The 26,668-nt window shown below is 71.4% G+C and carries 27 protein-coding genes and 3 pseudogenes; 6 read left to right on the top strand and 24 right to left on the bottom strand.

Annotation, left to right across the window (positions count from 1 at the left end; translation table 11 throughout):
- Positions 1 to 256: 256 nt before the first annotated feature.
- From AB0946_RS06280 to AB0946_RS06295, 4 genes and pseudogenes are all read right to left on the bottom strand, one after another.
- Entirely contained in the window at positions 257 to 1,030 is a 774-nt protein-coding gene (locus AB0946_RS06280) for an isoprenyl transferase (protein WP_366759435.1), read from the bottom strand.
- Positions 1,031 to 1,721: 691 nt separating this feature from the next.
- Positions 1,722 to 2,271: pseudogene (locus tag AB0946_RS06285) on the bottom strand (methyltransferase domain-containing protein).
- Between the two features lie 66 nt (positions 2,272 to 2,337).
- Positions 2,338 to 2,862 (bottom strand): GNAT family protein, encoded by a 525-nt coding sequence (locus tag AB0946_RS06290; protein WP_366759436.1) that lies wholly within the window; start codon positions 2,860 to 2,862, stop codon positions 2,338 to 2,340.
- A 68-nt stretch (positions 2,863 to 2,930) separates the two neighbouring features.
- Positions 2,931 to 3,803, bottom strand: a complete 873-nt coding sequence (locus AB0946_RS06295) for an LLM class flavin-dependent oxidoreductase (protein ID WP_366759437.1) — start codon at positions 3,801 to 3,803, stop codon at positions 2,931 to 2,933.
- A gap of 95 nt (positions 3,804 to 3,898) precedes the next feature.
- Between AB0946_RS06295 and AB0946_RS06300 the strand changes: the two genes are divergently transcribed.
- Complete coding sequence (locus AB0946_RS06300; protein WP_366759438.1) at positions 3,899 to 4,300, top strand: DUF192 domain-containing protein; 402 nt, start codon at positions 3,899 to 3,901, stop codon at positions 4,298 to 4,300.
- A gap of 13 nt (positions 4,301 to 4,313) precedes the next feature.
- Here AB0946_RS06300 and AB0946_RS06305 read toward each other — a convergent pair whose 3' ends face one another.
- The 14 genes from AB0946_RS06305 to AB0946_RS06370 form a co-directional block, all read right to left on the bottom strand.
- Entirely contained in the window at positions 4,314 to 4,892 is a 579-nt protein-coding gene (locus tag AB0946_RS06305) for an OmpA family protein (RefSeq protein ID WP_366759813.1), read from the bottom strand.
- Positions 4,893 to 4,941: 49 nt separating this feature from the next.
- Positions 4,942 to 5,523: a hypothetical protein gene (locus tag AB0946_RS06310; RefSeq protein WP_366759439.1), complete on the bottom strand. Its 582-nt coding sequence runs from the start codon at positions 5,521 to 5,523 to the stop codon at positions 4,942 to 4,944.
- 16 nt (positions 5,524 to 5,539) lie between these two features.
- Positions 5,540 to 6,094 (bottom strand): pilus assembly protein TadG-related protein, encoded by a 555-nt coding sequence (locus AB0946_RS06315; RefSeq protein ID WP_366759440.1) that lies wholly within the window; start codon positions 6,092 to 6,094, stop codon positions 5,540 to 5,542.
- A 56-nt stretch (positions 6,095 to 6,150) separates the two neighbouring features.
- On the bottom strand, positions 6,151 to 6,336 hold the full coding sequence (locus tag AB0946_RS06320; protein ID WP_366759441.1) for a hypothetical protein: 186 nt from the start codon (positions 6,334 to 6,336) through the stop codon (positions 6,151 to 6,153).
- Between the two features lie 125 nt (positions 6,337 to 6,461).
- On the bottom strand, positions 6,462 to 7,220 hold the full coding sequence (locus AB0946_RS06325) for a response regulator transcription factor (RefSeq protein ID WP_366759442.1): 759 nt from the start codon (positions 7,218 to 7,220) through the stop codon (positions 6,462 to 6,464).
- Between the two features lie 10 nt (positions 7,221 to 7,230).
- Positions 7,231 to 8,523: a histidine kinase gene (locus AB0946_RS06330; RefSeq protein ID WP_366759443.1), complete on the bottom strand. Its 1,293-nt coding sequence runs from the start codon at positions 8,521 to 8,523 to the stop codon at positions 7,231 to 7,233.
- 287 nt (positions 8,524 to 8,810) lie between these two features.
- Entirely contained in the window at positions 8,811 to 9,698 is an 888-nt protein-coding gene (locus AB0946_RS06335) for a DUF5936 domain-containing protein (RefSeq protein WP_366759444.1), read from the bottom strand.
- 13 nt (positions 9,699 to 9,711) lie between these two features.
- Positions 9,712 to 10,656: a type II secretion system F family protein gene (locus tag AB0946_RS06340; RefSeq protein WP_366759445.1), complete on the bottom strand. Its 945-nt coding sequence runs from the start codon at positions 10,654 to 10,656 to the stop codon at positions 9,712 to 9,714.
- A 12-nt stretch (positions 10,657 to 10,668) separates the two neighbouring features.
- Complete coding sequence (locus AB0946_RS06345) at positions 10,669 to 12,006, bottom strand: CpaF family protein (RefSeq protein ID WP_366759446.1); 1,338 nt, start codon at positions 12,004 to 12,006, stop codon at positions 10,669 to 10,671.
- 18 nt (positions 12,007 to 12,024) lie between these two features.
- Complete coding sequence (locus tag AB0946_RS06350; protein WP_366759447.1) at positions 12,025 to 12,369, bottom strand: TadE/TadG family type IV pilus assembly protein; 345 nt, start codon at positions 12,367 to 12,369, stop codon at positions 12,025 to 12,027.
- Between the two features lies 1 nt (position 12,370).
- Positions 12,371 to 12,751: a TadE family protein gene (locus AB0946_RS06355; protein WP_366759448.1), complete on the bottom strand. Its 381-nt coding sequence runs from the start codon at positions 12,749 to 12,751 to the stop codon at positions 12,371 to 12,373.
- A 7-nt stretch (positions 12,752 to 12,758) separates the two neighbouring features.
- A complete protein-coding gene (locus tag AB0946_RS06360; protein WP_366759449.1) occupies positions 12,759 to 13,994 on the bottom strand; it encodes a P-loop NTPase in 1,236 nt (411 codons plus the stop codon).
- A 9-nt stretch (positions 13,995 to 14,003) separates the two neighbouring features.
- The gene (gene cpaB / locus AB0946_RS06365; RefSeq protein WP_366759450.1) at positions 14,004 to 14,708 is read right to left on the bottom strand and encodes a Flp pilus assembly protein CpaB; all 705 of its coding nucleotides are present in this window, start codon (positions 14,706 to 14,708) and stop codon (positions 14,004 to 14,006) included.
- Positions 14,709 to 14,766: 58 nt separating this feature from the next.
- Positions 14,767 to 15,690 (bottom strand): hypothetical protein, encoded by a 924-nt coding sequence (locus AB0946_RS06370; protein ID WP_366759451.1) that lies wholly within the window; start codon positions 15,688 to 15,690, stop codon positions 14,767 to 14,769.
- Between the two features lie 238 nt (positions 15,691 to 15,928).
- On the opposite strand from AB0946_RS06370, the gene AB0946_RS06375 reads away from it, so the two are divergent.
- Positions 15,929 to 17,644, top strand: a complete 1,716-nt coding sequence (locus AB0946_RS06375; protein ID WP_366759452.1) for a glycoside hydrolase family 18 protein — start codon at positions 15,929 to 15,931, stop codon at positions 17,642 to 17,644.
- Positions 17,645 to 17,837: 193 nt separating this feature from the next.
- Here AB0946_RS06375 and AB0946_RS06380 read toward each other — a convergent pair.
- Positions 17,838 to 18,746: pseudogene (locus AB0946_RS06380) on the bottom strand (hypothetical protein).
- Between the two features lie 68 nt (positions 18,747 to 18,814).
- Here AB0946_RS06380 and AB0946_RS06385 point away from each other — a divergent pair.
- From AB0946_RS06385 to AB0946_RS06395, 3 genes and pseudogenes are all read left to right on the top strand, one after another.
- Positions 18,815 to 18,952: pseudogene (locus AB0946_RS06385) on the top strand (Scr1 family TA system antitoxin-like transcriptional regulator); the annotation flags it as partial.
- Between the two features lie 6 nt (positions 18,953 to 18,958).
- Positions 18,959 to 19,129 carry a DUF397 domain-containing protein gene (locus AB0946_RS06390; protein ID WP_366759453.1) on the top strand — a complete coding sequence of 57 codons (171 nt, stop codon included), beginning with the start codon at positions 18,959 to 18,961 and terminating at the stop codon, positions 19,127 to 19,129.
- 190 nt (positions 19,130 to 19,319) lie between these two features.
- Positions 19,320 to 20,666, top strand: coding sequence for a M14 family metallopeptidase (locus AB0946_RS06395; RefSeq protein WP_366759454.1), 1,347 nt, complete (start codon positions 19,320 to 19,322; stop codon positions 20,664 to 20,666).
- A 1-nt stretch (position 20,667) separates the two neighbouring features.
- On the opposite strand, the gene AB0946_RS06400 is transcribed toward AB0946_RS06395, so the two are convergent.
- The 5 genes from AB0946_RS06400 to AB0946_RS06420 all read right to left on the bottom strand — a co-directional run bounded on the left by AB0946_RS06400 (position 20,668) and on the right by AB0946_RS06420 (position 25,225).
- Positions 20,668 to 21,180, bottom strand: coding sequence for a hypothetical protein (locus AB0946_RS06400; protein WP_366759814.1), 513 nt, complete (start codon positions 21,178 to 21,180; stop codon positions 20,668 to 20,670).
- A 133-nt stretch (positions 21,181 to 21,313) separates the two neighbouring features.
- The gene (locus AB0946_RS06405) at positions 21,314 to 22,798 is read right to left on the bottom strand and encodes a gluconate:H+ symporter (protein ID WP_366759456.1); all 1,485 of its coding nucleotides are present in this window, start codon (positions 22,796 to 22,798) and stop codon (positions 21,314 to 21,316) included.
- Between the two features lie 143 nt (positions 22,799 to 22,941).
- Complete coding sequence (locus tag AB0946_RS06410) at positions 22,942 to 23,352, bottom strand: RidA family protein (protein WP_366759458.1); 411 nt, start codon at positions 23,350 to 23,352, stop codon at positions 22,942 to 22,944.
- A complete protein-coding gene (locus AB0946_RS06415; protein WP_366759459.1) occupies positions 23,349 to 24,113 on the bottom strand; it encodes an IclR family transcriptional regulator in 765 nt (254 codons plus the stop codon). Before AB0946_RS06415 ends, AB0946_RS06410 begins: the two co-directional genes overlap by 4 nt.
- Positions 24,110 to 25,225, bottom strand: coding sequence for a sugar kinase (locus tag AB0946_RS06420; RefSeq protein ID WP_366759460.1), 1,116 nt, complete (start codon positions 25,223 to 25,225; stop codon positions 24,110 to 24,112). The genes AB0946_RS06415 and AB0946_RS06420 overlap by 4 nt, the downstream gene beginning before the upstream one ends.
- A 171-nt stretch (positions 25,226 to 25,396) precedes the next feature.
- On the opposite strand from AB0946_RS06420, the gene AB0946_RS06425 reads away from it, so the two are divergent.
- The gene (locus tag AB0946_RS06425; protein ID WP_366759461.1) at positions 25,397 to 26,668 is read left to right on the top strand and encodes an amino acid deaminase; all 1,272 of its coding nucleotides are present in this window, start codon (positions 25,397 to 25,399) and stop codon (positions 26,666 to 26,668) included.

Genomic DNA, 26,668 nt, shown 5'->3' on the forward strand with positions numbered 1-26,668 from the left:
CCTCCGCGGCTGCTTCCGTGCGGTGACCGCACGGTCGGGCTGGTGCAAAGGGCCTCCCGGGCGGGCGACCCCGTGCCGCCCGCTGAGATCCGACGCCCGTGGTTCGGGCGTCGACCTGCTTGGCTTATGCCCTCGATGATGCGCGGCCATGCAAATGCGGCCACCGGCGCACCGGTGAACTCCTCGTTACGTCTCCGCCAATCGGGGTAAACGACAACGCCCCGTCACCGGGCGGCGACGGGGCGGGACCGGCGGGTCAGCCGCCGTACCGGCGGTGACGTGCGGCGTAGTCGCGCAGGGCGCGCAGGAAGTCGACCTTCCGGAAGGCCGGCCAGAAGACCTCGCAGAAGTAGTACTCCGAGTGGGCGGTCTGCCAGAGCATGAATCCGGACAGCCGCTGTTCCCCGCTGGTACGGATCACCAGGTCCGGGTCGGGCTGGGCGCCGGTGTAGAGGTGACGGCCGATCATGTCGATGTCGACGGACTCGGCGAGGTCCTCCATGGACACGCCCTTGTCCTGCGCGTCGAGGAGCATGGAGCGCACCGCGTCGGCGATCTCCTGCCGGCCGCCGTAACCGATGGCCACGTTGACGAGTATCCCGTCGATGTGGGCGGTGGCCTCCTCGGCCTCCTTCAGGGCCGTCTGCATCTGCGCGGGCAGCAGGTCCATGGTGCCGACGTGGTGCACCCGCCAGCGGCCGTCGGCGGCGAGGGTGCGGACGACGTCCTCGATGATGCCGAGCAGGGGGACGAGCTCCTCCTGCGGCCGGTCGAAGTTGTCGGTGGACAGCAGCCACAGGGTGACGACCTCGACGTCGGTCTCGGAACACCAGCCGAGGAACTCCTCGATCTTCTCGGCACCGGCCCGGTGCCCGTGGACGGTGCTGGAGCCGGACGCCTTCGCCCAGCGGCGGTTGCCGTCCATGATGACGCCGATGTGCTTGGGCACCTGAGCGTGGTCCAGGTGGCCTTCCACCCGGCGTGCGTAGAGCCTGACGAGCAGGCCGCGCAGCTTGTCGCGCAGGTTCACGTGACCCTCCGGGGGTTGGGCGCGGGGGTTGGGCGCGGGGGACGGGGTGCCGGAGCCGTTGAGCCTACCGCTGCTCGGGGGTTGGTCATGGCCCGGCCCTCAGTGGGGACGGCGGACCAGGGGCGGGAGGTTCCCGGAGCGGGTTCCCGGAGCGGGTTCCCGGAGCGGGTTCCCGGAGCGGGTTCCCGGAACGGGAAAGAAAAACGGGCCGGTCCGTGGGGGGGAGACGGACCGGCCCGAGGGGGGGTTTCCACCATAACCCTTCGTAAGGGCCGGCGGGTGCATCGGCGGGCCACAACTACTCTCCGGAATCACCCGGCGACGCCCCGGTGGTCGCGGAATGCGGGATTCATAGGGGCTTCCTGGCCGGTTCACAACGGAATTGCAGGGAAATCCGGTCGGATACGAATGGATTCGCAAGGATTAGGCCATCTTGGGGTTCATTGGCGAGTTGCCCCGGGTCCCCCCGGACGGGCGACGCCGTCAGTGAAGGGCGGACTTGACGCCTCCGCTACGCCACCGGAGGACGACCGCGCGGCTCCACGGCACCGCGCAGCCCCCTCCACTGCGCGGTACCGCCCGCGCAGCTTTGCTCACGCGAATAACCTTGGTCTGAACTTACGTGATCGAGGAGACCGATGGGAACCGCGATCGATAACAATGTGGAAACCCCGGGCGAACTCCGGTCGGCCTACGGCCGACGGCCCGGCTCGCGTACGTCGAAGAGGTGCCGGGCGCTGTGCGCGACGAACGGCCCCTCCTCCTCGATCCGTTCGTGCAGCGCGCGCAGCCGCGGCTCGTACGCCTCCACCGTGAAGTCCGGGACCTTCCACACCACCGTGCGCAGGAAGTGGACGACGGCGGCGATGTCGTGGAACTCCGCCCGCAGCCGCTCGGCCCGCAACCCGGCCGCCTCCAGGCCCGCCGCCTCGGCGTCGTGAAGTACGTCCCGCCGGGCCGCAGCACCCGCGCGATCTCCGCCCGGTGCGGCCGCACCGGGTGCCGGCTGAGCACCAGGTCGAACGCCCCGTCCGCGAACGGCAGCGGCGCGTCGTCCGGGGCGGCGATCACCACGACGCCCCGGGGCCGCAGCAGGGCGACGGCCTTCGCCGCGTTCGGCGGCCGGCCCTCGGCGGCCGCTGCTCGGTGGCCCGGCCCTCGAACCACGAGAAGTCCCACCCCTCGGTCGGTACGGCGGCGCCCTCGGCCACGAGGCCCCCGAAGGAACGCTGGGGAGTCATGCGGCCGTGATCCCAGCGGGCCCCGCGCGGTTCCCCCTGTTTTCCGCCCCCGGGCCGGGACCGCCCTCAGTCCTGCCCGGGCGGTGCCGCGAGAACCAGCAGGACGTGCTCGTCCGTCCCGTGGCGGACCGTGCCGGTCCGCTCGAAGCCGTGCCGCTCCAGGAGCCGCACGGAGGCGGTGTTGCCGGCGAAGGGGTCCGCGTACAGCGGACGCACGGGCTCCAGCTCCAGGAACCGGCCGAGCGCCCGCGTGCCGACCCCTCGGCCCCAGTACGGCCGCCCGAGCCAGTACCCGACGAACCTCCGTCCGTCCTGCGTCCAGGACACCGCGCTCCCGGCGACCTCCCCGTCGACGGTGACGACCCGCGCCAGGCAGTCGGGGTCACCGAACACCCGCTCCCGCCAGTGCCGGAAGAAGGCGTCCCGCGGCCGGGGGGTGAACCTCGACCGCCGGGCGGCTTCGGGGTCGTGCTCGTAGGCGAGGAGGGCCTCCAGGTCCTGCTCCGTGACGTCCCGCAGACGCACGGAGGACGCGTCCGGCGCGCCGGTCCCACGATCACCATGCGCGTTCACCCGACTTCCCACAGTCATGGAAGGAAGTGTGGAATCCGCCACCGACAACGTCCCTGACCTGCGGGACATCCCGTCGGGCCGTCCGCTCAGGGCACCAGTGGCCGGACCTCCCGCGCGGCGAACCGCACGAAGCCCTCCGGGTCGGGCTCGTCCGCCGTCGGCTGCAGGACGACGGTGTCCGCGCCGGCCTCGGCCAGCCGCCGTACCGCCCCGGCGACCGCGCCCGCGTCCCCGGCGATCCCCACGTCCCCCGCCGACTCCAGCCCCTCGGCGGCGAGTTCGGCGCGCAGACGTTCCTCGGCGCCGTCACCCGTGGCGGCCAGCAGATAGACCACGATCCGGTGCGAACCGTCACGTCCGGCCGCCCGCCGCCCCTCCTCCACGAGCTTGCGGGCCCGTCGCACGCCGTCCGCCGAGGTCGCGGCGGTGAGCAGGGTGCCGTCGGCCTTCTCGCCGGAGAGCCGGAGCGTGCGGGGCCCGGTGGCGCCCGCGAGGACGTCGACCGGGCGCCGCGGGGGCCAGTCCAGGGCGACGTCGTCCAGTTGGACGTACCGCCCGCGCACGCTGAGCCGTTCCCCGCGCAGCAGGGCGCGCAGGGCGTCGAGATGTTCTCCGAGGAGGCCCAGCGGGGAGGCGGCCCGGGCGCCGACCTGGCCCATCCAGTCCTGCACCCCGTGCCCCACGGTCAGGATGGCGCGGCCGGGGAACATGCGCTCCAGCGCGGCGGCCTCCATGGCGGTGACGGCCACGTTCCTCAGCGGCACGGGCAGCAGTCCGATGCCGACCCGCACCCGCTCGGTCCAGGCGAGCGCGGCGGCGGCCGTGGACACCCCGCCCTCAAGGAAGCAGTCCTCCCACAGCCACAGTTCTTCGAGCCCCACGTCGTCCGCGAGACGGGCGACGGCCCGCAGCCGCTCGGGAGGAAGCTGGGGACGGAATACGACACCGAGTCCTGTCATGGAGTCCTTCCTAGTGGGGAGGACGGCAAAGGACAACGCGTGCGCGTTGCCGGGCGAGTTGACGACACGGACGGCTGGGTGTGGGAGGTCGGGGCATGGGACGGCGCTGGCGGGACGGACGGGGACGGCTGATCGTGCGGGCGGGCTCCGCGCCGTCCTTCGGAGGGGAGCGGCCCGCCGTCTGTGTCCCCCTGGAGATCGCGGCCTCCTACCGGGCGCGGACGAAGGGCCTCCTGGGCCGGGACGCGGTCGACGGGGCGCTGCTGCTGTCGCCGGCCGGCGGGGTGCACACGTTCGGGATGCGGATCCCGATCGACGTCGCCTACCTGGACCGCAAGCTGACCGTCATCGCCGTCCGCACGATGCGCCCCGGCCGCCTGGGCCTGCCGCGCCTGCGGGCGCGGCACGTGCTGGAGGCGGGGGCGGGGGCGATGGCCGGGTGGGGGCTGCGGCCGGGAGCACGGGTGGAGGTGGACGCGGGAGTGGACCCGCACTAGCCGGGGTGCCGTCTCACCGCTGGGTACGGGGGAAGGACACCTCCACCCGGCGGTTCTTCTTCCGGCCGGCCTCGGTGGAGTTGTCGGCGATCGGGTACTGCTCGCCGTAGCCGCGGACGTCGAAGGTGATGGACGGGGTGTTCAGGTCCTGGTCCAGTACGGCCTGTACGGCGTTGGCGCGCTGCTTGGAGAGGGTGTCGCCGTGGGCGGAGGAGCCGAGGTTGTCGGTGAAGCCGAAGACGCGTACCTGGGTCGCGTTCTGCTTCCTGATCTCCTCGGCGATGCCGGCGATACGGGCCTTCGCCTCCGCGCCGAGCCTGGCGCTGTCCTTGCCGAACAGCACCTCGGCCTGGAGGGCGAAGGTCACGTCGGCGTTGGTGTCCTCACGCCGTTCGTCCCCGCTCTGGTCCTCCACGACCGACTTGATGTCCAACACCTTGGCCGCGGCCAGCGTGGCCCCTTCCGGAAGCTTCAGATCCGGATCCGTCGGGTCGACCTTCACGGGGGCGGCGGCGGAGGGTTCGGTACCGGGGGGTTCACTGGGGCCGGTGTCGTCTGCGAGCGCGGGGGTGGGGGCCAGATTCACGACCATGACGAGCGCGGCGACTGCGAGGGGGAGACGGGATGCGGTCACTTGGGCCTCACCCGGAGATCTCAATGGTCGCCGAGGGGAAACCAGGCAACTGGAACTCGACTTGGTTCGTGGTGGGGGGTGGTGACGGAAACTGCATGAAGACTGGCAGTGTTTCACCAGACTTCAGCGCTGGGAGTCCCGTCGTGGTGAGTGGCCTTCCGTCCGTGTCACGTAGGACGTAGTAGCGCTTTCTCCCTTTGGAGTCGATGAGTGTGGCGCCACCGAGTGAGCTTCCATTTCTGATGATCTCGGTCTCGTTGCCACTGAGGTTGGACGGGATGACGGCTGTACTGCCGCCGTCGTTCTTCAGGTTGCCGTTCACCGTGACGAACCCACCCGAGTCCCGCTTGGCGGAGGTGATCTGAAGAAGCAGTCCGCCCGGACCCTTCAGTTCGGCCAGAGGATCTGCCGATTGCCCTTCCTGAGGGCTGGCCTGGGATCCGCTGCTCTTGGAAGTCGATGTCGAAGTCTCCGGCTTCTTGGCGTCGTCCCCTCCACCACTGCAGCCGACCGCACCCGCAGCCATGCCCGCCGCAAGTGCCCATGCGATCATTCCCCTGCGGACGTTCGCAGTGAACCGAACGCTCATCTTTCCGCTTCCCTTTTCACTCGTGGTTCGCTTGTCGGTCGGCCAAGTGCACATCGAAGAGATCCTCGGGCCTCGGCAGCCCGTCCGGGTCGGCCGGGTCCGGCTTCCAAACTGTGCCGTCGCAGGTGAGTTCGGGCAGCGGTGTGTCCTCTGCTTCAGGACCGGGGGCATCGAACGTGCAGAGTGGCTCGATCACAGCAGTGGCGGACTGGCTGGATCGGATGTCCTTCACACCCGGGACAACCGAGTCGCCGACTCGCCTATTGGTTCTGACCTCGACCGTGATATCCAAGGGATGGGAGTCGTCACACGCTTGAACCTGGCCGTCGTTCTGTGCGGCCAGCTGGTCAGCCCGCTGACAGGTCGGGTTGAGGTCCACCTTGCCATCGAAGATGGCTTGCCACTCGGTCGGATCGGCCACCGTCCCCAGCCACTCTCCCGCCAGGTAGTCACGGCGACTTTGGGCCGCCGCCAGGGCTGCCGCATCGGCCGCCGTCTGAGCGCCACTCCGGTTCACCGCTGCTTGGCCGACCGCGAGGTAGGCGAACGCAAGAAAGAGCAGGCCTGCCACCACCGTGATGTAGATGGGGAAGGCCTGCCCTGTATCACCGCACCCGCGTCGACGCCTCAGGTGATTTCGGTGATCTTTTCCTTGATCTTGTCCAGGATGGTCTGCCCGATGTCCGTACCCGTGATCGCCAGCACGATCGCCACCACCACCGCGATGATCCCGAGGTACTCGACGGCGGTCTGACCCCTGTCGTCGGTGCGGCGCTGCATCGCCACCATGAACTTCAGCATCCAGTCGTTCATGACGCTCCCCTCCGGCTTCGCTTCGGATTCCGGAAACGTAAGGCTCCGGGCGGCACGAGTCAGAGGGCCCCAGGGCCCAACCCCAGGCCCATTCCAAGCGCCGGGTGCTGCCGTGTCGGGGCATGTCACGCCACCCCCAGCCATTTCGCCGTCGCCTGGGATCTCGTCGTGCTGTGGAGCTTGGCGAAGATGCGGTTGATGTGGTTCTTGACCGTCTTCTCGCTGATGAAGCAGGCGGCGGCGATCTGCTGGTTGGTCATGCCGGACGCGATGAGGTCCATGATCTCCGCCTCCCTGCTGCTCAGCCGGAACCGTGACCGGAACGACTGTCCCACAGACGGTTGCAGTTGCGAAAGAGGTTTGACGGATAAGGGTGGGTCAGTGAACGGAAGTTGTGGGGAGGCGTGTGCAGGTGCATCCCCTCGCAGTCCCTCCAGCAACGCCCTCGCCGCCCCCGGTGTCACATGCGGCCGGCCCTCCCGTACATCCCGTACCGCCCTCACCAACTGCTCCGTCGTGAACTCGCCGTGCACCAGGTATCCCCCCGCCCCCAGCCGCAGCGCCTCCCGCACGGTCTCCGTCTCGTGGCTGTAGGTCAGCATCATGACGGGGGCCAGCCCCACCAGGTGGGGCAACGCCGAGACTCCGTCGAGTCCGGGCATGCGGACGTCGAGGAGGATGACGTCCGGCCGGTGCCGGACCGCCTCCTCGTACGCCTCCCGCCCGTCCCTCGCCTCCGCCACCACCGTGGTGTCCGGGTGGGCCGACAGCAGGGCCGTCAGACCGGCGCGGACGACGGGGTTGTCGTCGGCGACCAGCAGCCGCAGGGGCGGGGACGCCGGCGCCGGCGGCGGGAGGGGCCGTGATGGTCGTCGGGGGCGCATGGGCCTCCTCTCAGGCATGTCGGGACACGGGTGGCGGTGCCGGCAAGGGGACCTCCAGGCGGACCTCCGTGCCTCGTTCGTGGGTGCCCTTTCCGATGCGGATCCGGGCACCGGCCTGTGCTGCCCGTTCGACCATGCCGAGCAGGCCGAAGTGGCCCGAACAGCGCAGCTCTTCGAGTGTGGTGCCCGGCGGGAGGCCCCTGCCGTCGTCGTGGACCGTGACCCGGAGCAGGTGGCCCTCGACCGCGGCCCGTAGGTCCACGCGGGACGCGGACGCGTGCCGGTGTGCGTTCTCCAGCGCCTCGGTGACGATGGCGAGGACGTGGCGGGCCAGGGGGTCCGGGAGTACCGGCAGGCCGGCCCCCTCGCTCGCCGCACCGGCCCCCTCCTGCCCTCCCCAGCCGCACGTGACCCGCAAGCCCGTGCGCTCGGCGAAGTCCGCCGCGCGGTGGGCCAGTTCCTGCCACAGCAAGGTCCGGTCCGGCGTGTCCGGCTGGTCCCGGCGCAGGTCCGTCAGCAGTTCCCGGGACTCCGCCGCCGCCCGGCGCGCCGAGCGGGACACCAGTTCCGCCTGTTCCCTGACGCGGGCCGGATCGGGGGTCGCGGACGACGCCGTGGCCGCCAGGCCGTCCGCCGCCAGGGCGACGCCGTACAGGGTCTTGGCCACGGAGTCGTGCATCTCGCGGGCCAGCCGGGCGCGTTCCGCGCTCACCGCCTCCGCCGCCGCGAGACGGGCCTGGACCGTCGTCAGGGCCTGGGTCGCGGTGCCGAAGCGGAGCATCAGGTTGCGCAGGGTGGAGCCCATGGCGCCGGCGATGACGCAGAGGCCGGGCAGGAGGAGGGCCTCCGCCACCGGCGCGTGGCGGTCGGCCTTCAGCGTGGCGTGGACCAGGAGCAGGATCAGGGACTGGAGCGAGGCGAAGCAGGCGGCGCCGCGCCAGCCGTAGACCAGGCCGGCCAGGAGCGGGGTGCAGACGCTGACGTAGGCGAGGGTGGTGTCCGGGCCGGCCGAGATCAGGAGGAAGGAGCCGAAGAGGGTGTCGGCGGCCAGGAGGCTGGGGTGGCGCAACAGGAGGGGGCCGAAGCGTTCCCAGTCGCGGAAGAGGACGTAGGACACCATGAAGGTGACGACCACGGCCGCGCCGACCAGGCGGGCGCCCAGGCCGGGGGCCGCGTTGAGGAGGGCGGCGGGAGCCGACAGGACGATCATCGCCAGACGGAAGCCGAAGACCTGGCGGCACAGGGCCTGGAGGGCGCGGATCTGGAGCTTCTCGGAGGGCTCGGCCGGGGGCGCCTCCGTCACCGGTACCGTCGCCGCTGCCGCCGGATGGGGTGGGGCCTCCGCCCCGGCACCGGCCGCCCCCGGTTCCCGCTTCGGCCCGGCCGCCACAGGATCCCACTCGGGCCCGGCCGCGCCCGGACCCCACTGCGGCCCGGCCGGCCCAGGCCCCCGCTTCGGCCCGCCCACCGCAGGACCCCGCTTCACCCCGGCCGCCCGCAGCCACGCCCCGGCCCGGACCACGCCCGCGTGTACGCCCCGGCCCGTACGCCCCCTCAGCACCGTCGCACCCGTCACCGTCACGGCCGTCGTCACTCCCCCGTGAGCGAGCCGAAGTCCACGCCGGAGCCGAGGAGCAGGCCCGCGCCCAGCAGGAGCATCGTCGCCGGAACCATGAACGTGGTGATCATCAGCGTGGCCTTCGGCACCGCCCGGGCGGCCTTGCGGCGGGCGTTCTGGGCGTCGGTGCGGCGCATGTCCTTGGCCAGGGAGACCAGCGTGTCCACGATGGGCGCCCCCAGCTCCTCGCCCTGCTGCAACGCCGTGACGAACATGGCCACCTGCTCGGAGTCGTTGCGCCGCCGCAGCTCCGTGAAGGCCTCGCGGCGGCTCATGCCGAGGTCCATCTGGCGCAGGGTGATGCGCAGTTCGTCGGCCCACGGGCCCTCGTAGCGGGAGGCGACCCGGTCCAGGGCCTGCCGGAAGCCGAGCCCCGCGCTGACCACCACGGCGAGGACGTCCAGGAAGTCCGGCAGGGTGCGTTCGATGACGTCCTTGCGGACCCGGATCGCCGACCAGAGGCCGACCTCCGTCCAGAACGCGCCGAACAGGAGCAGCAGGACGGCCACGAACCACTGGCCGCGCAGGAGGAACACCAGGAAGCCGACGCCGCCGAGGGCGCCGTAGACCGCGCGGCGGGCCGCGTAGCGGTCGAGGGTCAGGCCGCCGGGGTTGCCCGCGAGGTCGATCTTGCGGCGGTACCTGGCCACCAGGCGCGGGCCCATCAGGCGCAGCACGGCCGGGGCGTAGCGCATGCCCATGCGGTCGACGACCGAGCCGACCGCGCCGGTGCGGGTGGCGCCGACCTCGAGGGCGACGGCGAGGTCGCCGGGGAGCCGGGCGTCCGCGCGGTACATGCGGATGCCGGCGAAGACGCCCCAGACGCCGAGGCCCATCAGCAGGGCGAGCAGGTATGCCATCGGGTCACCTCCCTCAGACGTCGATCCGGCTCATCCGGCGGATGAGGACGAAGCCGACGGCGTACATGGCGAACGCGATGATCACGCACGCCTGGCCGACCGGTGAGCCGGTCATGCGGTCGAGCGCGCCGTCCTTGACGCCGTTCATCAGGAACAACGCGCCGATCCCGAGGACGGGCACGGCGTACGACGTCATGGTCACCTGGGAGAGCTGGGTGCGGATCTCGCGCCGGGTCTCCTTGCGCTCCTCCAGGGTCTCGGTCAGGTTCCGCAGCGCGGAGACCACCTGGCCGCCCGCCCGGTTCGACAGCACCAGCGTGGTGACGAGGACGACCAGTTCGCGGGAGGGGAGGCGGTCGGCCAGCTCGCCGAGGGCGTCGTCCAGGGAGTGGCCGACGGCCAGCTGGTCGGCGACCTTGGCCAGTTCCTCGCCGGCCGGGGCCTCCAGCTCCTCCGCGGCCATGCCGATCGCGGTGCGCAGGGCGAGGCCGGCCTGGGTGGCGTTGGCCAGGATGCGGGCCAGTTCGGGGAGCTGGTTGATGAAGCGCTCGATGCGTTTCTGCCGCTGCCAGTTGAGGAACTGGACCGCCGCCCAGATGCCCAGCAGGCCCGCGAGCGGTCCGAAGAACGGGGCCAGGGTGGCCTGGCCGACCAGCCACAGCGCGGCCACCGTCGCGAGCACGGCGGCGAAGAACTCCCCCGGTGTGACGTCCAGGCCGGTGGCCGCCAGGCGCCGCTCCAGCCAGCGGCCGAGGCGGGTGCGGCGCAGCCGCCGGTCCAGGTCACGGAAGCGGCGTGTGCGGCCGGTCGCGGGTGGCGCGCCGGTGTGCGCGAGGCGGTCCACGAGGGCGGCGCGCCGGGCCCGGCCGGAGGCGTAGGCGTGCACCCCGGCCACCGCCAGGACGCAGGTCAGCAGCGTCACGCCGGTGGTGAGCTGGACGAGGGTGTGCAGTTCCATGGTCCTTGAGTCCTACCTGGCTTCTCGGGTGGCGAGCTGGTCGGCGGAGCGGGCCACGCCGAAGGCCTGCGGGACGGGCTGGCTCGCCATGTAGAGGCGGTCGGCGGTGCGGCGGGGCAGCGGGAAGTACCGGAACTCGCCGTACACGCGGCCGTCCGGGGTCATGGGCCGCGCGTCGAAGCGCGCCACGGTCGCGAGCCGGTACGGCTCCCCGCCGTGGCTGTCGAGGAGCGCGATCTCGGTGATCCGGCGGGCGCCGTCGGCGAACCGGGTGAGCTGGACGATGACGTCGACCGCGCTGTTGATCTGGTCGTGCAGGGCGACGAAGGGCACCTCGACGTCGGACATGGAGGCCAGGGTCTGCAACCGGGTCAGCGCGTCCTCGGCGCTGTTGGCGTGCACGGTCGCCAGCGAGCCGTCGTGGCCCGTGGACATCGCCTGGAGCATGTCGAGGGACTCGCCGCCGCGGACCTCGCCGACCACGATCCGGTCGGGCCGCATCCGCAGGGAGTTGCGGACCAGGTCCCGGATGGTGACCTGCCCCTTGCCCTCCACGTTCGGCGGGCGGGACTCCAGGCGGACCACATGGCTCTGCTGGAGCTGGAGTTCGGCGGAGTCCTCGATGGTGATGATGCGCTCGTGCGACGGGATCAGCCCGGACAGGGCGTTCAGCAGGGTGGTCTTCCCGGTGCCGGTCGCGCCGGAGACGATGATGTTGAACTTCGCCTGCACCAGGCCCGCCAGCAGGTACACCATGTGCTCGTCCAGCGAGCCGAACCCGATCAGTTCCTGGAGGGTGAAGGAGCGCGGGAAGCGGCGGATGGTGAGGATGGGGCCGGTCAGGGAGAGCGGCGGGATGATGACGTTGACCCGTTCGCCGGAGGGCAGGCGGGCGTCCACCATCGGGTTGGACTCGTCGACCCTGCGGTTCACCGTGGAGACGATCCGCTCGATGGTCTGCATCAGCTGGTCGGCGGAGACGAACCGGAGGGGCAGTTGCTCCACCCGGCCGCCGCGCTCGACGAAGACGGCGTCCGGCCCGTTGACCATGATCTCCGTGATCGACGCGTCCTCCAGAAGCGGCTCCAGGATGCCGAGGCCCAGCGCCTCGTCCACGACCCGGCGGATCAGCTGGGAGCGCTCGACCGTCGACAGCACCGGGCCCTCGCGGCTGATGATGTGCCCGAGCACCCGCTCCAGCCGTGCCCGGCGTTCGGCGGCGGCCAGCGAGCTCATCTCCGCGAGGTCGATCTCCTCCAGCAGCTTGGCCCGGTAGGAGGCGACCAGATGCCCGTCCTCGCCCCGGCTGCCGTGCTCCTCCGGGGTGCTGATGCGTGCCCGCAGACTCATGGGGTCGCCTCTCCTCGGTCAGTGGTCGAGCGGCATGGTGGCGGACTTGGTGGCGGATCCGAGGTCCCAGACGACGGTGGGGATGTGGACGGTCGCGGTGACGGTGACCGAGTCACCCCCCGCGGCGGACGAGCAGGACACCGTCAGTCCGCCGCTCACCGCGTCGGCGCAGGCCTGGGCGTACGACTGGTCCAGCGAGGCCGCCCGCGCCCCCGCCCGGGCCGCCGTACCGGCCTGCTCGGCCGCGTAGGCGACGGCGCCGATCTGGATTCCGGCCAGCCCGACGACGAGCAGGACCGGGACGAACCCCAGGTATTCGATGGCCACTTGACCCCGGTCGCGTCCCGGGCGGCGGTACGGCATGTCAGTGCTTCGCCTCCTCGACGGCTCCGGCGTGGCCGTGGACGGTGACGGGGAAGTCGATGAAGCCGGGGAAGAGGACGGGAACCTTGACGGCCACGTCGGCCGTCACGTAGCCGGTGCCGCCGCAGTGGTCCACACCGGCGCCCTCCTGCCATGCCCCCGACAGGTGCTTCAGTGCCGCCTGTTCACACACCCCGAACCGCTCCCCCGGAGGTGCCGCCGTCGCTGCCCGCACGCCCTCGTCCGCAGCATTCCCCGCGAGCGTGAAGGCGTACCCCACCAGTACGGCCTGCCACATGAGCACCAGTGTCAGAACGATCAGCGGGGTCATGCCCAGGAACTCGACGCTCACCTGTCCCCGGTCCCCGTCCGGCCTTCTCATCGGGAGCTCACTCCTTCCGCCGCCGCAGGCTCACGGAACCGCGCCCGCCGCCGCGGTGGGAGGCTCCCTCCGCGGCCCGGACCAGCCCCAGTTCCCCCGCGAGCGCCCACAGCGCCTGCTTGACCGTGCTCCTGGCGTCGAGTTCGTGGACCCGCCCGGCGTCCACGACCCCCTGCAGCTCCTTGAAGTTGGCGGGGACGGCCGTACGGGCCAGCGCCGTCCCGGTGATGCGCTGCACGAGCGCGGGCTGGATCTCCGTGTGGCGCGTGTGCCGGTTGACGACCACGGTCGTCTCCTCGGCCTTGCGGATCTGGAGCCGGTCCCACATCCGCACGGTCCGTTTGGCGGCGCGTACGGCGATGACGTCCGGGGTGGTGACGAGCAGGGCGGTGTCGGCCATCTCGACCGCCGCCGCCCCGGCCCCGCCGAGCTGGGCCCCGCAGTCGACGACGACGACCTCGTAGCGCGAGCGCAGGGCGCTGACGAGCTGGCGGGTGGCGCGGTCGGTGACCTCCTCGCCGCGTTCGCCCTCGCCGGGGGCGAGGAGCAGGGCGAGCCCGGTGTCGTGACGGAAGACGGCGTCGGCGAGGACGCGGGGCGAGATGTCGGTGATGCCGGCCAGGTCGGCCACCGAGCGGCGGAACTGGATGTCCAGGTAGGAGGCGATGTCGCCGGTCTGGAGGTCGAGGTCGACCAGGGCGGTGGCGCGGCCGGACGCCTGGGCGGCGAGGGCGAGCTGGATGGCGGTCAGTGTGGCGCCCACGCCTCCCTTGGCGCCGCTGACCGTGACGACGGTGCCGCCGGCCCCGGCGAGCGTCTCGGCACCGTGCCCGAGGTGCCGTCGTACGCCCGTGGACCACTGGGCGACGGCCTGCACGCGGTTGGCGAGTTCCTCGTACGACAGCGGGAGCGCGACCAGGCCGCGGGCGCCGGAGTCCATGGCGGCGGCGAACAGGCCGGGGCTCGCGTCGGTGGTGACGAGGATGACGCCGACGGCCGGGAAGCGCAGGGCGACCTCGCGGATCAGTTCCAGGGCCGGGACCGGGCCGATCCGTTCGTGGACGACCACGACCTCGGGCAGTTCGTCGACCGACTCGGCGGCGAGCCGGGCGAGGGTGTCGACCAGCTGGGTGGAGTCGGTCACCGGGGGCTGCGGTTCGGCGTCGGGGAGCTGGCTGAGCAGGGTGGTGAGGGAGCGGACGGCGTCCGGGTCCGCGCCGGCCGGGAGGATCCTGGTGGGCATGGCCGCCTCTCACTTGTCCGTCGCGAGTTCGTAGGTGCGGTCCTTGTCGGGGACGCCGGTCTCGCTGCCGGGAGCCACGAGCGCGAGCCGGACGCGCTGGGCGAAGGACTCGGCGTAGGTGACGCGCTGGGCGTCGATGGTGGACAGCGCGAAGGTGATGGGGACGGCTTCGGTGGGCTGCCGGTCCTTGTCGCGGTCGGGTTCGAGGGCGGTGATCCGGCCGACGTCGATGACACGGGCGCTGGTCACGATGATCTTCGACTGGTCGGGGTCGCCCTCCTTCTTCCCCTCGAAGGTGGCGTAGACGTTGACCCGCGACCCGGGGGTGATCTTGCCGGCGACCCCGGTCGCCGCGTCGATCATGATGGCGACCTCCTGCTGGCCGGGCTGGAGGGCGGGCCGGTCCACGATCATGTCGGTCTGGAGCAGGGAGCCGGCGTGCAGGGTGGTGACGGCGATCTTGCCGCGGATCTGCCGGAGGTCGGTGACGGCGTTGCCGGACAGCCACCGCTTCGGCATCTCGATCTTCTCGAACTGGCCCGTGTCCAGTGCGGTGTACGGCTTCACCTCGGACCTGACCCGGTAGGCGGCGACCTCGGGCCCGACCTTGGAGTTCGCGTCGTGGATGACGGAGAGCACGCCGGCGAACGCGCCCAGCGCGCACAGGACCGACAGGATCAGGAGTATCACGCCGCGGCGCTGACGGGAGTTCATGGACCGTGCAACCTCATTGGGGGAATCGGTCGAGCGGGACGGGTCAGGTTCGCGCAGGTCAGGCGGGCGTTCGCTGTTCCAGGGCGCGGAGTGGCTCATACACGGGAGGGGTGGCGGAGCAGAAGACGCAGCGGTCGCCGATGACGTCCAGGCCGCACCAGTGGCAGCTGGTCTGCCGTACGGAGGTGACCAGTTGGTAGAGGACGGACAGGTCGGCGAGGTAGCCGCAGAACTCGACCATGCGGCCGGTCCCCCACCACACCGGGGACTCGGCGGGCAGCGGGGTCTCGCGCAGTCCGTGCACGCCCCAGCGTGTGCCGAGCCCGGCGGCCCAGTCGCTCTGCAGCTGCCCCTTCGCGACCAGCATCCAGGTGCTGAACTCCGGTCCGTCGAGCGTGGCGTCGGGGGTCACCTTGACGAGCTGGGGCTCGGGGTGCGCGAGGACGGCGAACTGGCTGCCCGGCATCCAGGACCTGGCGTGCGCCTTGAGACCGACCGGGACCCGGTCCAGCTTGGCGACGGAGCCGAGGACGGCGCCGGCGTGGATGTAGTGGGTGAGCAGCCGGCCGGCGGAGGCCAGCACCCCCGGGCTCAGGTCGCAGGAGGCGAGCTGGCGCAGCTGCCGGGCCAGGACGGCGATGCCGAGCGGCGGCAGCTCCGGCCGGAACAGGGCGATGCGGTCGCTCTCCAGCAGCGAGCGCAGGGTGTGGAGCCGGCGGACGACCGGCTCCGGGGTGGCCTGTGAGCAGACGACGACCACATAGCCGTACTGCTCGGTGAGGGCGTGGAGTTCGGTGAGGGCGTGGTCCAGCGGCTTGTCTGCGAGGCCGGCCAGCACGACGGCGGGCATGGTCCGCTCGTCCTGCGCCGGCAGCGCCATGTCGGCACTGGTCACGGCAATGGCAGTTGGCACGCGCAGCTCCCCGCTCTTCCCACCCGCCCGGCTGACCGGTGTCACTCCAGTGCGCCAGGACGACTTCATTGCGTGACTACCTGAGCACTGTATCCACGGGCGTGAGGCCGGAGAACAGCGTTGGTGAAGCCGGTGTGGAACTGTCCCGGAGCAAGTCCCGCCAAACCCGGACAGGTTGAGTCACCCTTCGGAGACGGTTTTGGTCTGGACCTCTTGACACCCGGATTGGTCTGGACCAACTTAAGGGCGCAAGCGGTGGCCACCGCCCCTCTCCTCCCTTCCCCGCCCACTCCCCACGGAGGCTCCAGTGGACCGCGCTCCAGGCATACCCAGACCACGCGGACGCCGGCTCGCGGCATGGTCCGCCGCCACCGCCCTGGCCCTCTCGGTCGCGGGCCTCGCCACGGCCGGCCCCGCGTCCGCCGCTGACGTCAACAACGTGAAGAACGCGGGCTTCGAGTCGGGCCTGGCCAACTGGACGTGCACGGCCGGCAGCGGCACGACGGTCACGTCACCGGTGCACGGGGGCACCGGGGCCCTGAAGGCGACCCCGGCGGGCCAGGACAACGCCCAGTGCACCCAGGCGGTCGCGGTCAAGCCCAACTCGACGTACACGCTGAGCGCGTGGGTCCAGGGCGGCTACTCCTACCTGGGCGTGACGGGCACCGGCACGACGGACGTCTCGACGTGGACCCCCGACTCGGCGTCCTGGAAGCAGCTGTCGACGACCTTCACCACCGGCTCCTCGACGACCTCGGTCACGGTCTACACCCACGGCTGGTACGGCCAGGCGGCCTACTACGCCGACGACGTCTCGGTCTACGGCCCCGACGGCGGCGGAGGCGGCGACCCTGCCCCGACGGTCCCGGCGGCTCCGTCCGGCCTCTCCGTGACCGGTACGACGTCCTCCTCCGTCTCCCTGTCCTGGTCGGCGGTGTCGGGCGCGACCGGCTACAACGTGTACCGCAACGGCTCGAAGGTCACGGCCGTGACCGGCACGTCGGCGACGGTCACCGGGCTCACGGCGTCCACGTCGTACTCCTTCCAGGTCACGGCGACCAACGCGGCCGGCGAGTCGGCCAAGTCGGCCACGGTGACGGGCACGACGGCCTCCGGCACGGGCAACGGGGGCGGCTCCCTGCCCAAGCACGCGGTGACCGGCTACTGGCAGAACTTCAACAACGGCGCCACGGTCCAGAAGCTCTCGGACGTCCCGTCGTCCTACGACATCATCGCGGTGGCCTTCGCCGACGCGACGTCGACCCCGGGAGCCGTCTCCTTCGCCCTGGACTCGGCCGGCCTGAACGGCTACACCGTCGACCAGTTCAAGGCCGACATCAAGGCCAAGCAGGCCGCCGGCAAGAAGGTCGTCATCTCGGTCGGCGGCGAGAAGGGCTCGGTGTCGGTCAACGACGCGTCCTCGGCGTCCAACTTCGCCAACTCGGTCTACTCCCTGATGCAGACGTACGGCTTCGACGGCGTCGACATCGACCTGGAGAACGGCCTCAACGCGACCTACATGACGCAGGCGCTGCGCGCCCTGTCGTCGAAGGCGGGCTCCTCGCTGATCATCACGATGGCGCCCCAGACGATCGACATGCAGTCCACGTCGAACGCGTACTTCCAGACGGCCCTGAACATCAAGGACATCCTGACGGTCGTCAACACGCAGTACTACAACAGCGGTTCCATGCTGGGCTGCGACGGCAAGGTCTACAGCCAGGGCACGGTCGACTTCCTGACGGCGCTCGCCTGCATCCAGCTGGAGGGCGGCCTCTCCCCGTCCCAGGTCGGCCTCGGCGTCCCCGCCTCCACCCGCGCGGCGGGCAGCGGCTACGTCTCCCCGACGGTGGTCGACAACGCCCTGGACTGCCTCACGGCGGCCACGAACTGCGGCACCTTCAAGCCGTCCAAGACGTACCCCGCGCTCCGGGGCGCGATGACCTGGTCCACGAACTGGGACGCGACGGCGGGCAACGCGTGGTCGAACACGGTCGGCCCCCACGTCCACGCACTGCCGTGACCTGACCCCACCCCCACCCGGCGCCCGGACCTTTCGGTCCGGGCGCTGTCCTGTGGGGCGGGGCGGCCGGACTTGATCGGTCGGCCGGGAGTCGCTTTGCGACCGCAGTCGGGCACTCTGTTCCGGGCCGCCCGTTTCTTGCCGGCGGAAGCCCGGCACCGGCCGGGAGGCGAGCGGCCCAAGGGTCACGTGCTCATTCCCCGGTGAACAGCTCCATGGCGTCCGCCGCGTGCACGGCTCGCTGGGCCCAGGTCTCCAGCTGGTCGAGATCCGTGCAGGCGTTCACCCGTTTGCGGACGGCGTCGGGCACGGGGATGCCTCGCCATTCCAGGATGTGAAGCACCATCTCGGCCTTGGCCTGCGCCCGGCCTTGCTCCAGGCCTTCCTCCAGGCCCTGCTCCCGCCCTTCTTCCCGTACCTGTTCGGCCAACGGGTGTCGCCAGAAGTACTGGATCGCCGTCATCAGATCCCTCCACATCTGCTTCGCCTGGGGGTCGGCCAGGCATGAGTCGACGAACTACACGAAGACCGCGGCACTGTCGGGGTCGATGGTCCGCAGGGCGGCTGCCAGGGATTCCAGTATGGCCGCCGCCCGCGGCCCACGCCCGTGTGTCATCGCCGAGAGCACCGCAAGGGGGACGTCCCGTTCGGCCTGCCGTTCGTCCTCGATCACCGGCACGTTGTCCGGCCCCAGCACCAGCGGCCGTACCGTCAGCGAGTCCCACCCCCGGAACCCGAACCGGATCGGACGCGAGGCCCATTTCGCCGTAGCACTGCTCTGCGTGATCACGATCAGCACCGGCTCACACCGGTACTTCTCGTACAGGTACGACAGGTAGTACGGCCAGCTGCCCCGCTTGCGCTCGTCCGCCTTCCCCTGCGACTCCACGACCAGCAGGTACGTGCCCTGGTCCGTCTCCGCCCGCAGCAACGTGTCCACCCGGCGCTCGACCGGCTCGATCTCCGTCAGGTCCACGTTCAGCGCCGCGATCTCCCGCGGCTCCGGGAACGGCACGTCCAGCACCCGCTGTAACGCCCGTGTCAGCAACGCCGGATCCTTCTGGAAGATCCGGTGCAGCGCCTCATGCGACGAGCCGACCATCAGCTCTCCTTTCATACGACGTGATCAACGAGCCAGGCCGCCGCGAGTTCGCGCACCACACGTACTTCGCTCCGCACGGCACGGCGTTCATCGACGCGGAAGCGCGGTTGGAGCACTTCCGGAGGCTGTTCCGTAGGGTGAGGGAGCAGGCGCTGTCCCCCGAGCGGTCGCGTGACCTGATCCACCAGTGGACGAAGGAGCTGTGAGGACCGGTGACCACCCCCGGTGGAGGTGAGGGCAACGACTGCGTCGAAGTCGCCCACCTGGACACCCACATATCCATCCGCGACTCCAAGGCCCCCACCCGAGCCACCCTCATCTTCCCGGCCCGTGCCTTCGTCACCTTCGTCGAAGCGCTGAAGGGCCGCCCGTACGGGGGCTGAGAGGCGCCTTCGCGTCGTCCCGCCGTTTCCGGACGTTCCCTCCGCCCGTACTTGACCTGATCATGCCAACCCCCCACCATGAGCGCCAACCCGCACAGCGAACTCACAGGGAGCCCGACCGAAGGTCTCCGTGGGTTCGTGTCCGCACGTCGCACGGGAACGCCCCACCTCCACCCCACAAGGAGAGTTCATGCGACTTCGCATCCGCGGCTCCGGCGCCCGGGGCAGCAGACGTACCGCCGCTCTCGGCGCGCTGCTGGCCCTCGTGCTCGCCGCCCCCGTCTCGGCCACCGTCGGACAGGCCGCCCGCGCCGACGGTGCCCGGAAGGCCGAGCCCACCGGTGACGACATCCGGCAGTACGAGATCCATCAGCGCACGACGCCCGTGACCCGTACGGCCATCCAGGCGACCGGTGTCACCGTCGACGAGGCCGACGAGGAAACCGTCGTCGTGTCCGGTCGGGCCGGGCAGATCCGGAAGCTCCGGCGGCTCGGGTACGACGTGCAGCCGCTGGGGGCGGTGCCGCAGCGGTCCGGGGCGCGGCTCTACGACTTCCCCGGCGCCGACGCGAAGTACCACAACTACGCCGAGATGAACGCCGAGATCGACCAGCGGCTCGCCGCCTACCCGGGCATCATGAGCAAGCGGGTGATCGGCAAGTCGTACCAGGGGCGGGACATCGTCGCCATCAAGGTCAGCGACAACGTCGGCACCGACGAGGACGAGCCGGAAGTCCTGTTCACCGCCCACCAGCACGCGCGGGAGCACCTGACCGTGGAGATGGCGCTGTACCTGCTGCGCGAACTCGGCGCGGGGTACGGGTCCGACTCCCGGATCACGAACATCGTCAACAGCCGGGAGATCTGGATCATCCCCGACCTGAACCCGGACGGCGGCGAGTACGACATCGCCAGCGGGTCGTACCGGTCATGGCGGAAGAACCGGCAGCCCAACTCCGGCTCCTCGTACGTCGGCACGGACCTGAACCGGAACTGGAACTACAAGTGGGGCTGCTGCGGCGGGTCGTCGGGGTCGGCGTCCTCCGAGACCTACCGCGGGTCCGCCGCCGAGTCCGCCCCCGAGGTGAAGGTCGTCTCCGACTTCGTGCGCGGCCGGGTCGTCGGCGGCAGGCAGCAGATCAAGGCCGGCATCGACTTCCACACCTACAGCGAGCTGGTGCTGTGGCCGTTCGGGTGGACGTACAACGACACCGCCACCGGCATGACCGCGGACGACGCCGCCGCGTTCAAGGCCGTGGGGCAGAAGATGGCCGCCAGCAACGGGTACACGGCGGAGCAGTCCAGCGACCTGTACATCACCGACGGGTCCATCGACGACTACCTCTGGGGCGTGCACAAGATCTTCGACTACACCTTCGAGATGTACCCGACGTCCAGCTCGGGAGGCGGGTTCTACCCGCCCGACGAAGTCATCGAGCGGGAGACCTCCCGGAACAGGGACGCCGTGCTGCAGCTGCTGGAGAACGCCGACTGCATGTACCGGTCGATCGGCAAGGCCGCCCAGTACTGCGGTTAGCTCACGCCTCCTCGAAGTAGGCGTCGAGCACCGCGTCCAGCTGCTCGTCCCACTCCTTGAAGCGCGCCCTGGCCGCCGCCTCGATCTCGATCGGGTACCAGCGGCGGTCAGGGGTGTGCACGGTGATCGTGAAGCGCTTGCCGAAGCGGGGCGACTCCGTCTCCACCGCCGCGATCTCGTCCCAGCGGAACTCGCAGGCCTCCTCGTCCAGGCTGAGGCGGACGCCCTTGCGGTCGGCCACTATCCGCGCCCGGCGGTCGGACGCCTCGAAGACCGGGCCACCGGCCTCGTCCTCCACGTCCGCGTCCGCGTCGGTCCCGGCGTCCACCCGTTCAGGGGACGCCGGTTCGGAGGACACCGGGTCGGAGGACGACGGCGGTGCCGAGTCCTCCACCGGTGCGGCCCCGGACGCCGGCTCCGGTGACTTCGTCACCCCGTCCGTCGGCGCCGGACCCGTGATCCCCGGGACGAAGGCCGGGTCGAAACCGGCGCCCAACACGGGCTCGGCCTTCACGGGTTCGGCCTTCGACGGCCCGGCCTTCGAAAGCTCCGGCTTCAACGGCTCCGCTGCCTCGGTCGGCTCGCTGCTCGATCCTATGCGCTGCTCCACGGCGGCAGTATGGACGACTTCCCTGTGCCGGAACCAGTCAGCTCACGAACACGCTGACCACCGCCGCCACCGCGAACCCCGCCAGTGACAGCACCGATTCCAGGACCGTCCAGGTGCGCAGCGTGTCGCGTTCGCTGATGCCGAAGTACTTGGCCACCATCCAGAATCCGCCGTCGTTGACGTGCGAGGCGAAGATGGACCCCGCCGAGATGGCCATGATGACCAGGGCGACGAAGGCCTGCGAGTGGTGGCCCTCGCTCAGCAGGGGCGCCACGATGCCCGCCGTCGTGACGATCGCGACCGTCGCCGAGCCCTGGGCGACCCGCAGCACGAGCGAGATCAGGTAGGACAGGACGATGACGGGCAGGCCCACGTCGTGGAACGTGTCCGACAGCGCCTGCGCCACCCCGCTCGCCTTCAGCACGGCACCGAAGACGCCGCCCGCGCCGACGACCAGCAGGATGTTGCCGATCGGCTTCAGGGACGCCGTGGACACCGTCTCCAGGGACTTGCGGGACCAGCCGCGGCGGATGCCGAGCAGGTAGTAGGCGAGGAAGAGGGCGATCGTCAGGGCGACGAAGGGGTGACCGAAGAACTCGACGACCGAGCGGCCGGTGGAGGGGTCCAGGGCGATCGAGGAGAAGGTGGCGGCGAGGATCAGGATCAGCGGTGTGCCGATGATGGCGAGGACCGTGCCCAGCGGCACCGGCTCCTCGCGCGGTTCGGCACCCGAGGCGCGCTGCTCCTGGAGGACGGCCTGCTTCGCCTCCGCCGCAGCCTCCACCATGTCCTGCGGTACGGCGACGAAGAGGCGGCGGCCGATCCACGCGGAGTACGCCCAGGCGGCCAGCACGGCGGGGATGCCGCAGACGACGCCCATGAGGATGACCCAGCCGAGGTCGACGTGGAGCAGTCCGGCGGCGGCCACCGGGCCAGGGTGCGGGGGCAGGAAGGCATGGGTCATCGACAGGCCGGCCAGCAGGGGCAGGCAGTACAGGAGGATGGACCTGCCGCTCCGCTTGGCGGCGGCGTAGACGATCGGCGCGAGGACGAAGATGCCGACGTCGAAGAAGACCGGGATGCCGAAGATCAGGCCGGTCAGGCCCATGGCGAGGGGGGCCCGGCGCTCGCCGAACAGGGCGAGCAGGCGCGAGGCCAGTACCTCCGCGCCGCCGCTGACCTCCAGGACGGCGCCGAGCATGGTGCCGAGGCCGATGATGATCGCGACGTGGCCGAGGATGCCGCCCATGCCGGACTCGATGGTGGACACCGCGTCCGAGCGCTGGACCGTGCCGAAGAGTTCGGTGACCGACAGGCCGGCCAGCAGGCCGACGGCTATGGAGACGGCGAGCAGCGCGACGAACGGCTGGAGCCTGGCCTTGATGATCAGGAAGAGGAGCAGGGCGATGCCCACGGCGGCGACCGTGAGCAGTCCGGCCGTGCCGTCGACGAGGAGGAGCAGGCCTCCGGTGTGGGGTGGTGCGGCGGGAGCGGGAGCGGGGGCGGCGAGCGGATAGGACATACGGGGGTCCTCTACGTAAATGCATACTGCTTTCGGGCAGGGGGGAGCGCGGCACGGCGCCCCATGAGGTGCCGTGCCGTACAGCACGTGCGGGAGGTAAGGGGGGTGAGGGGGGTGAGGGGGGTGAGGGGGGTGAGGGCTCGTCAGCCGAGGACGGCGAGGGCGTCGATCTCGATGAGGAGGCCGGCCGGCAGACCGACGTAGACGGTCGTGCGGGCGGCGGGCGGCTGGGTGAGGCCCTGCTCCTCGAAGTAGGCGTTGTAGATCTCGTTCATCTCGGCGAAGTGGTCCACGTCGGTGAGGTAGACGCGGATCATCATCACGTCGTCCCAGCCGGCGCCGCCCTCCTCCAGGATCGCCTTGACGTTGGCGAGGGTCTGCAGGGTCTGCTCGCGCAGCGTGGGACCGGCGGGCGTCGGGGGCCTGCCCTCCTCGGCGGGCAGGAAGCCGACCTGGCCGGCGACCTGGAGGATGTTGCCCTTGCGCACGCCGTGCGAGAACTTCGCGGGCGGGGTGGTGTGGGTCTTCGGGGTGAGGGCGATCTTGTCGGTCATGCGGTGCGGTCCTTCACTGGGGTGCGTCCGGAGTACTCGCCGCTGATGGCGTCCGCCGTACGGCGCACCAGCGGGAGCAGGGTGAGGAGTTCCTCGGCGGTGACGACCACGTTCGGCGCGGAGACCGACATGGCGGCGACCACCCGGCCGTCGGCGCCGCGGATCGGGGCGGCGACGCAGTTGATGGACTCCTCGTGGCCACCGAGGTCGGTGGCCCAGCCCTGTTCGCGCACCGTGGCCAGCTCCTTCAGGAAGGCCTCGGCGTGGGGGGTCGAACGGGCCGTGTACAGGGGGTAGTCGAGCCGCTCGGCAAGGGCGCGGCGCTCGGTTTCGGGCAGGTCGGCGAGGAGCAGCTTGGCCACGGCGGCGACGGTGATGGCGACGGGCTTGCCGATCCGCGAGTACATGCGGACCGGGTAGCGGCTGTCGACCTTGTCGATGTACAGCACCTCGTTCTCCTCGTACACGGCGAGGTGGACGGTGTGGCCGCACTGTTCGTTCAGCCGTACGAGGTGGGGGTGCGCGATCTCGCGGATGTCGAGGTTCTCCATCGCCTCCTGCGCGAGGGCGAAGAGGCGGGCGCCGAGGCGGTAGCGCTGGTCGGACTGGCGGTAGACCAGGCCGTGTTCGTGCAGGGTGCGCAGGAGGCGCAGGGCCGTGGACTTGTGCACGCCGAGGCGGTCGGCCACCTGGCCGAGGTCGGCGGGGCCCTCGGCGAGCAGCGGCAGGATGCTCAGGGCGCGGTCGACGGTCTGACTCATGGGATGTTCGCCTCCTCCTCGGCCTGCTCGGCTTGCGTCCAGCCGGGGCCGAGTCGAAGTCTCCCCCATGCGTCGTCGTCCAGGGCGGCGAGGCGGTCGGCGTGGCCGCGGGCGGGGGGCGCGGCCAGGTCGCCGGGGGTGGTGAGGGCGGCGGCGGCGAAGAGGTGGCCGTAGCGGAGCCGGTCCTTGACGGTCAGCCCCCGCAGGGTCGCCGAGAGGAAGCCGGCGGCGAAGGCGTCCCCGGCGCCGGTGGTCGCCACGACCGCTGTGCTGAGGGCGGGTACGAAGGCGGGCGGGGTGGCATCGGGCCGGGGACCGGCCGCGCGGCCGGGCGCCGACGGGGCGCCGTCCTTCCCGGGGACGTCCGCCGCCCGCGCGGCGCCACCGCCCGAGGGCAGCGGACGCGCGAAGGCCGTCGCACCCTGCGCCCCTTGCTTCACCACCAGCGCCGCCGGCTCGGGCAGCAGCCCGCGGACGGCCTCGGGGCCGCCCGTGACGCCCCATGCCTGCTCCGCCTCGTCCGCGCCCACGAACACGATGTCCGCGCGCCGGGCCAGGTCCAGCAGGAGCCGGGCGTCCTCGCCGTCCCTCCACAGCCCCGGGCGGTGGTTCACGTCGAAGGACACCAGCGGGCGCCCCGGGACGGGGGCCGTCAGCTCGTGCAGCAGTTCCCGGCACTCCCGCGACAGCGCGGCGGTGATGCCGGTCAGGTGCAGGACGCGGGCCGCGCGGGCCGCCGTGAGGTCCACGTTGGTCACGGACATCGCCGACGCCGCCGAGCCGGCCCGGTAGTACGCCACCTCGTGCGCGCCCGTTCCCCGGTCCCCGGCGGTGCGGAAGTAGACGCCCGTGGGCCGGGCGGGGTCGCGGTCCACGGCGGTGACGTCGACGCCGTACCCGGCGATCCGCTCCAGCAGGTGGTCGCCGAAGCCGTCCGCGCCGACGCGGCTGACCCAGCGTGCCGTGTGCCCGAACGCGGCCAGGGCGCAGGCGACGTTGGACTCGGCGCCGCCGATGGCCCGGTCGAAGGAGGGGACGTCGGCGAGGCGGCCGGGCCGGCTGGGCAGGAAGGTGACCATGGACTCACCGAGCGCCACCACGTCCACGTCCATGACAGTACGCGGGTGCGCAACGGCCGAGGCGTAAGCAGCGTCGTTGATGATGACTCCTGTCGATCGCCAGGCCGGCGGATCCGTTGACCCGGTGTTCGGCGAGATGCTAGACACCGGTAAGCAGAACACGCAATGGTCGTTGCATTAGCTGCAACGCTGGAGAGGGGCTCCATGGGCACCGAAGCGCTCACCCGCCTGTCCGAGGAACGCGTCGACCACCGCTTCAAGGGGCTCCCCCCGGACGCCGACGGCCTGACCGTCGCCGAGCTGGCCGCCCAGCGCCGCAACCTATTCCGGGACGGCGACGGCTTCACCACTCCCGTCCTCGCGCTGTCCGCCGAGCGCCTGGAGCACAACCTGGCGCTGATGGAGGCGTACACCGCCCGGCACGGTCTCGCCTTCGCCCCGCACGGCAAGACCTCCATGGCCCCGCAGCTCTTCCACCGCCAGATCGAGCACGGCGCCTGGGGGATCACGCTGGCGGTGCCGCACCAGGTGCGGGTGGCCCGCGCGTTCGGTGTCCAGCGGGTCTTCCTCGCCAACGAGCTGGTGGGCGCGCCCGCCCTGCGCTGGATCGCCGGCGAGCTGGCCGCCGACCCGGAGTTCCGGTTCGTCTGTTACGTCGACTCCGTGCGCGGGGTGGAGCTGATGGACGCGGCCCTCGCCGGCACGGCCCGTCCGGTGGACGTCGTGATCGAGCTGGGCGCGGGCGAAGGGGCCCGGACGGGTGTGCGCACGGAGGCGGAGTGCGCGGCCGTCGCCGCGGCCGTGGCCGCCGTACCGACCCTGCGCCTGGTCGGCGTGGCGGGGTACGAGGGCGAGGTGCCGGGGGCCGATCCGGAGCGCGTGCGGGCGTATCTGCTGCGGCTGGTGGCGCTCGCCGCCGGCCTCGACAAGGACGGCCGCTTCGACGAGGCCGGGGAGATCGTGGTGAGCGCGGGCGGCAGCGCCTGGTTCGACGCCGTCGCCGACGTCTTCGCCGGGATCCCCGAACTGTCGAGGCCCGTACTGAAGCTGCTGCGCTCGGGCGCGTACGTCTCGCACGACGACGGGCACTACCGCAGGCTCACCCCGTTCGGCCGGGTGCCCGAGGAGGGCGCCCTGGAGCCCGCCTTCCGGCTGTGGGCGCGGGTCGTCTCCCGGCCGACGCCCGAGCAGGCCTTCGCCGACGCGGGCAAGCGCGACGCGGCCTACGACCTGGACCTGCCCACCGCCCAGGTGGTGCGCCGGGACGGCGAGGAGCGCCCGGCGACCGGCATCACCGTGACCGGGCTCTCCGACCAGCACGCCTGGCTGCGCACGGACCCGGAGGCCGACCTGGCGGTCGGTGACTGGATCGGCTTCGGCCTGTCCCACCCGTGCACGTCCTTCGACAAGTGGCAGCTGATCCCGGTCGCCGAGGCGGACGGCACGGTCGTCGACTACATCCGTACGTTCTTCTAG

It is taken from the genome of Streptomyces sp. NPDC046870, assembly GCF_040704595.1.
GTDB classification, from domain to species: Bacteria; Actinomycetota; Actinomycetes; order Streptomycetales; family Streptomycetaceae; genus Streptomyces; species Streptomyces argyrophylli.

Excerpts from the sequence above, each read along its gene's own strand:
- AB0946_RS06360 (WP_366759449.1), bottom strand. The coding sequence starts at position 13,994 with ATGCCCACCAGGATCCTCCCGGCCGGCGCGGACCCGGACGCCGTCCGC.
- AB0946_RS06420 (WP_366759460.1), bottom strand. The coding sequence starts at position 25,225 with ATGGACGTGGACGTGGTGGCGCTCGGTGAGTCCATGGTCACCTTCCTG.
- AB0946_RS06415 (WP_366759459.1), bottom strand. The coding sequence starts at position 24,113 with ATGAGTCAGACCGTCGACCGCGCCCTGAGCATCCTGCCGCTGCTCGCC.
- AB0946_RS06340 (WP_366759445.1), bottom strand. The coding sequence starts at position 10,656 with ATGGAACTGCACACCCTCGTCCAGCTCACCACCGGCGTGACGCTGCTG.
- AB0946_RS06395 (WP_366759454.1), top strand. The coding sequence starts at position 19,320 with ATGCGACTTCGCATCCGCGGCTCCGGCGCCCGGGGCAGCAGACGTACC.
- AB0946_RS06295 (WP_366759437.1), bottom strand. The coding sequence starts at position 3,803 with ATGACAGGACTCGGTGTCGTATTCCGTCCCCAGCTTCCTCCCGAGCGG.
- AB0946_RS06335 (WP_366759444.1), bottom strand. The coding sequence starts at position 9,698 with ATGGCATACCTGCTCGCCCTGCTGATGGGCCTCGGCGTCTGGGGCGTC.
- AB0946_RS06325 (WP_366759442.1), bottom strand. The coding sequence starts at position 7,220 with ATGCGCCCCCGACGACCATCACGGCCCCTCCCGCCGCCGGCGCCGGCG.
- AB0946_RS06355 (WP_366759448.1), bottom strand. The coding sequence starts at position 12,751 with ATGAGAAGGCCGGACGGGGACCGGGGACAGGTGAGCGTCGAGTTCCTG.
- AB0946_RS06305 (WP_366759813.1), bottom strand. The coding sequence starts at position 4,892 with ATGGTCGTGAATCTGGCCCCCACCCCCGCGCTCGCAGACGACACCGGC.
- cpaB (WP_366759450.1), bottom strand. The coding sequence starts at position 14,708 with ATGAACTCCCGTCAGCGCCGCGGCGTGATACTCCTGATCCTGTCGGTC.
- AB0946_RS06310 (WP_366759439.1), bottom strand. The coding sequence starts at position 5,523 with ATGAGCGTTCGGTTCACTGCGAACGTCCGCAGGGGAATGATCGCATGG.
- AB0946_RS06425 (WP_366759461.1), top strand. The coding sequence starts at position 25,397 with ATGGGCACCGAAGCGCTCACCCGCCTGTCCGAGGAACGCGTCGACCAC.
- AB0946_RS06300 (WP_366759438.1), top strand. The coding sequence starts at position 3,899 with ATGGGACGGCGCTGGCGGGACGGACGGGGACGGCTGATCGTGCGGGCG.
- AB0946_RS06320 (WP_366759441.1), bottom strand. The coding sequence starts at position 6,336 with ATGAACGACTGGATGCTGAAGTTCATGGTGGCGATGCAGCGCCGCACC.
- AB0946_RS06350 (WP_366759447.1), bottom strand. The coding sequence starts at position 12,369 with ATGCCGTACCGCCGCCCGGGACGCGACCGGGGTCAAGTGGCCATCGAA.
- AB0946_RS06345 (WP_366759446.1), bottom strand. The coding sequence starts at position 12,006 with ATGAGTCTGCGGGCACGCATCAGCACCCCGGAGGAGCACGGCAGCCGG.
- AB0946_RS06410 (WP_366759458.1), bottom strand. The coding sequence starts at position 23,352 with ATGACCGACAAGATCGCCCTCACCCCGAAGACCCACACCACCCCGCCC.
- AB0946_RS06405 (WP_366759456.1), bottom strand. The coding sequence starts at position 22,798 with ATGTCCTATCCGCTCGCCGCCCCCGCTCCCGCTCCCGCCGCACCACCC.
- AB0946_RS06370 (WP_366759451.1), bottom strand. The coding sequence starts at position 15,690 with ATGAAGTCGTCCTGGCGCACTGGAGTGACACCGGTCAGCCGGGCGGGT.
- AB0946_RS06290 (WP_366759436.1), bottom strand. The coding sequence starts at position 2,862 with ATGACTGTGGGAAGTCGGGTGAACGCGCATGGTGATCGTGGGACCGGC.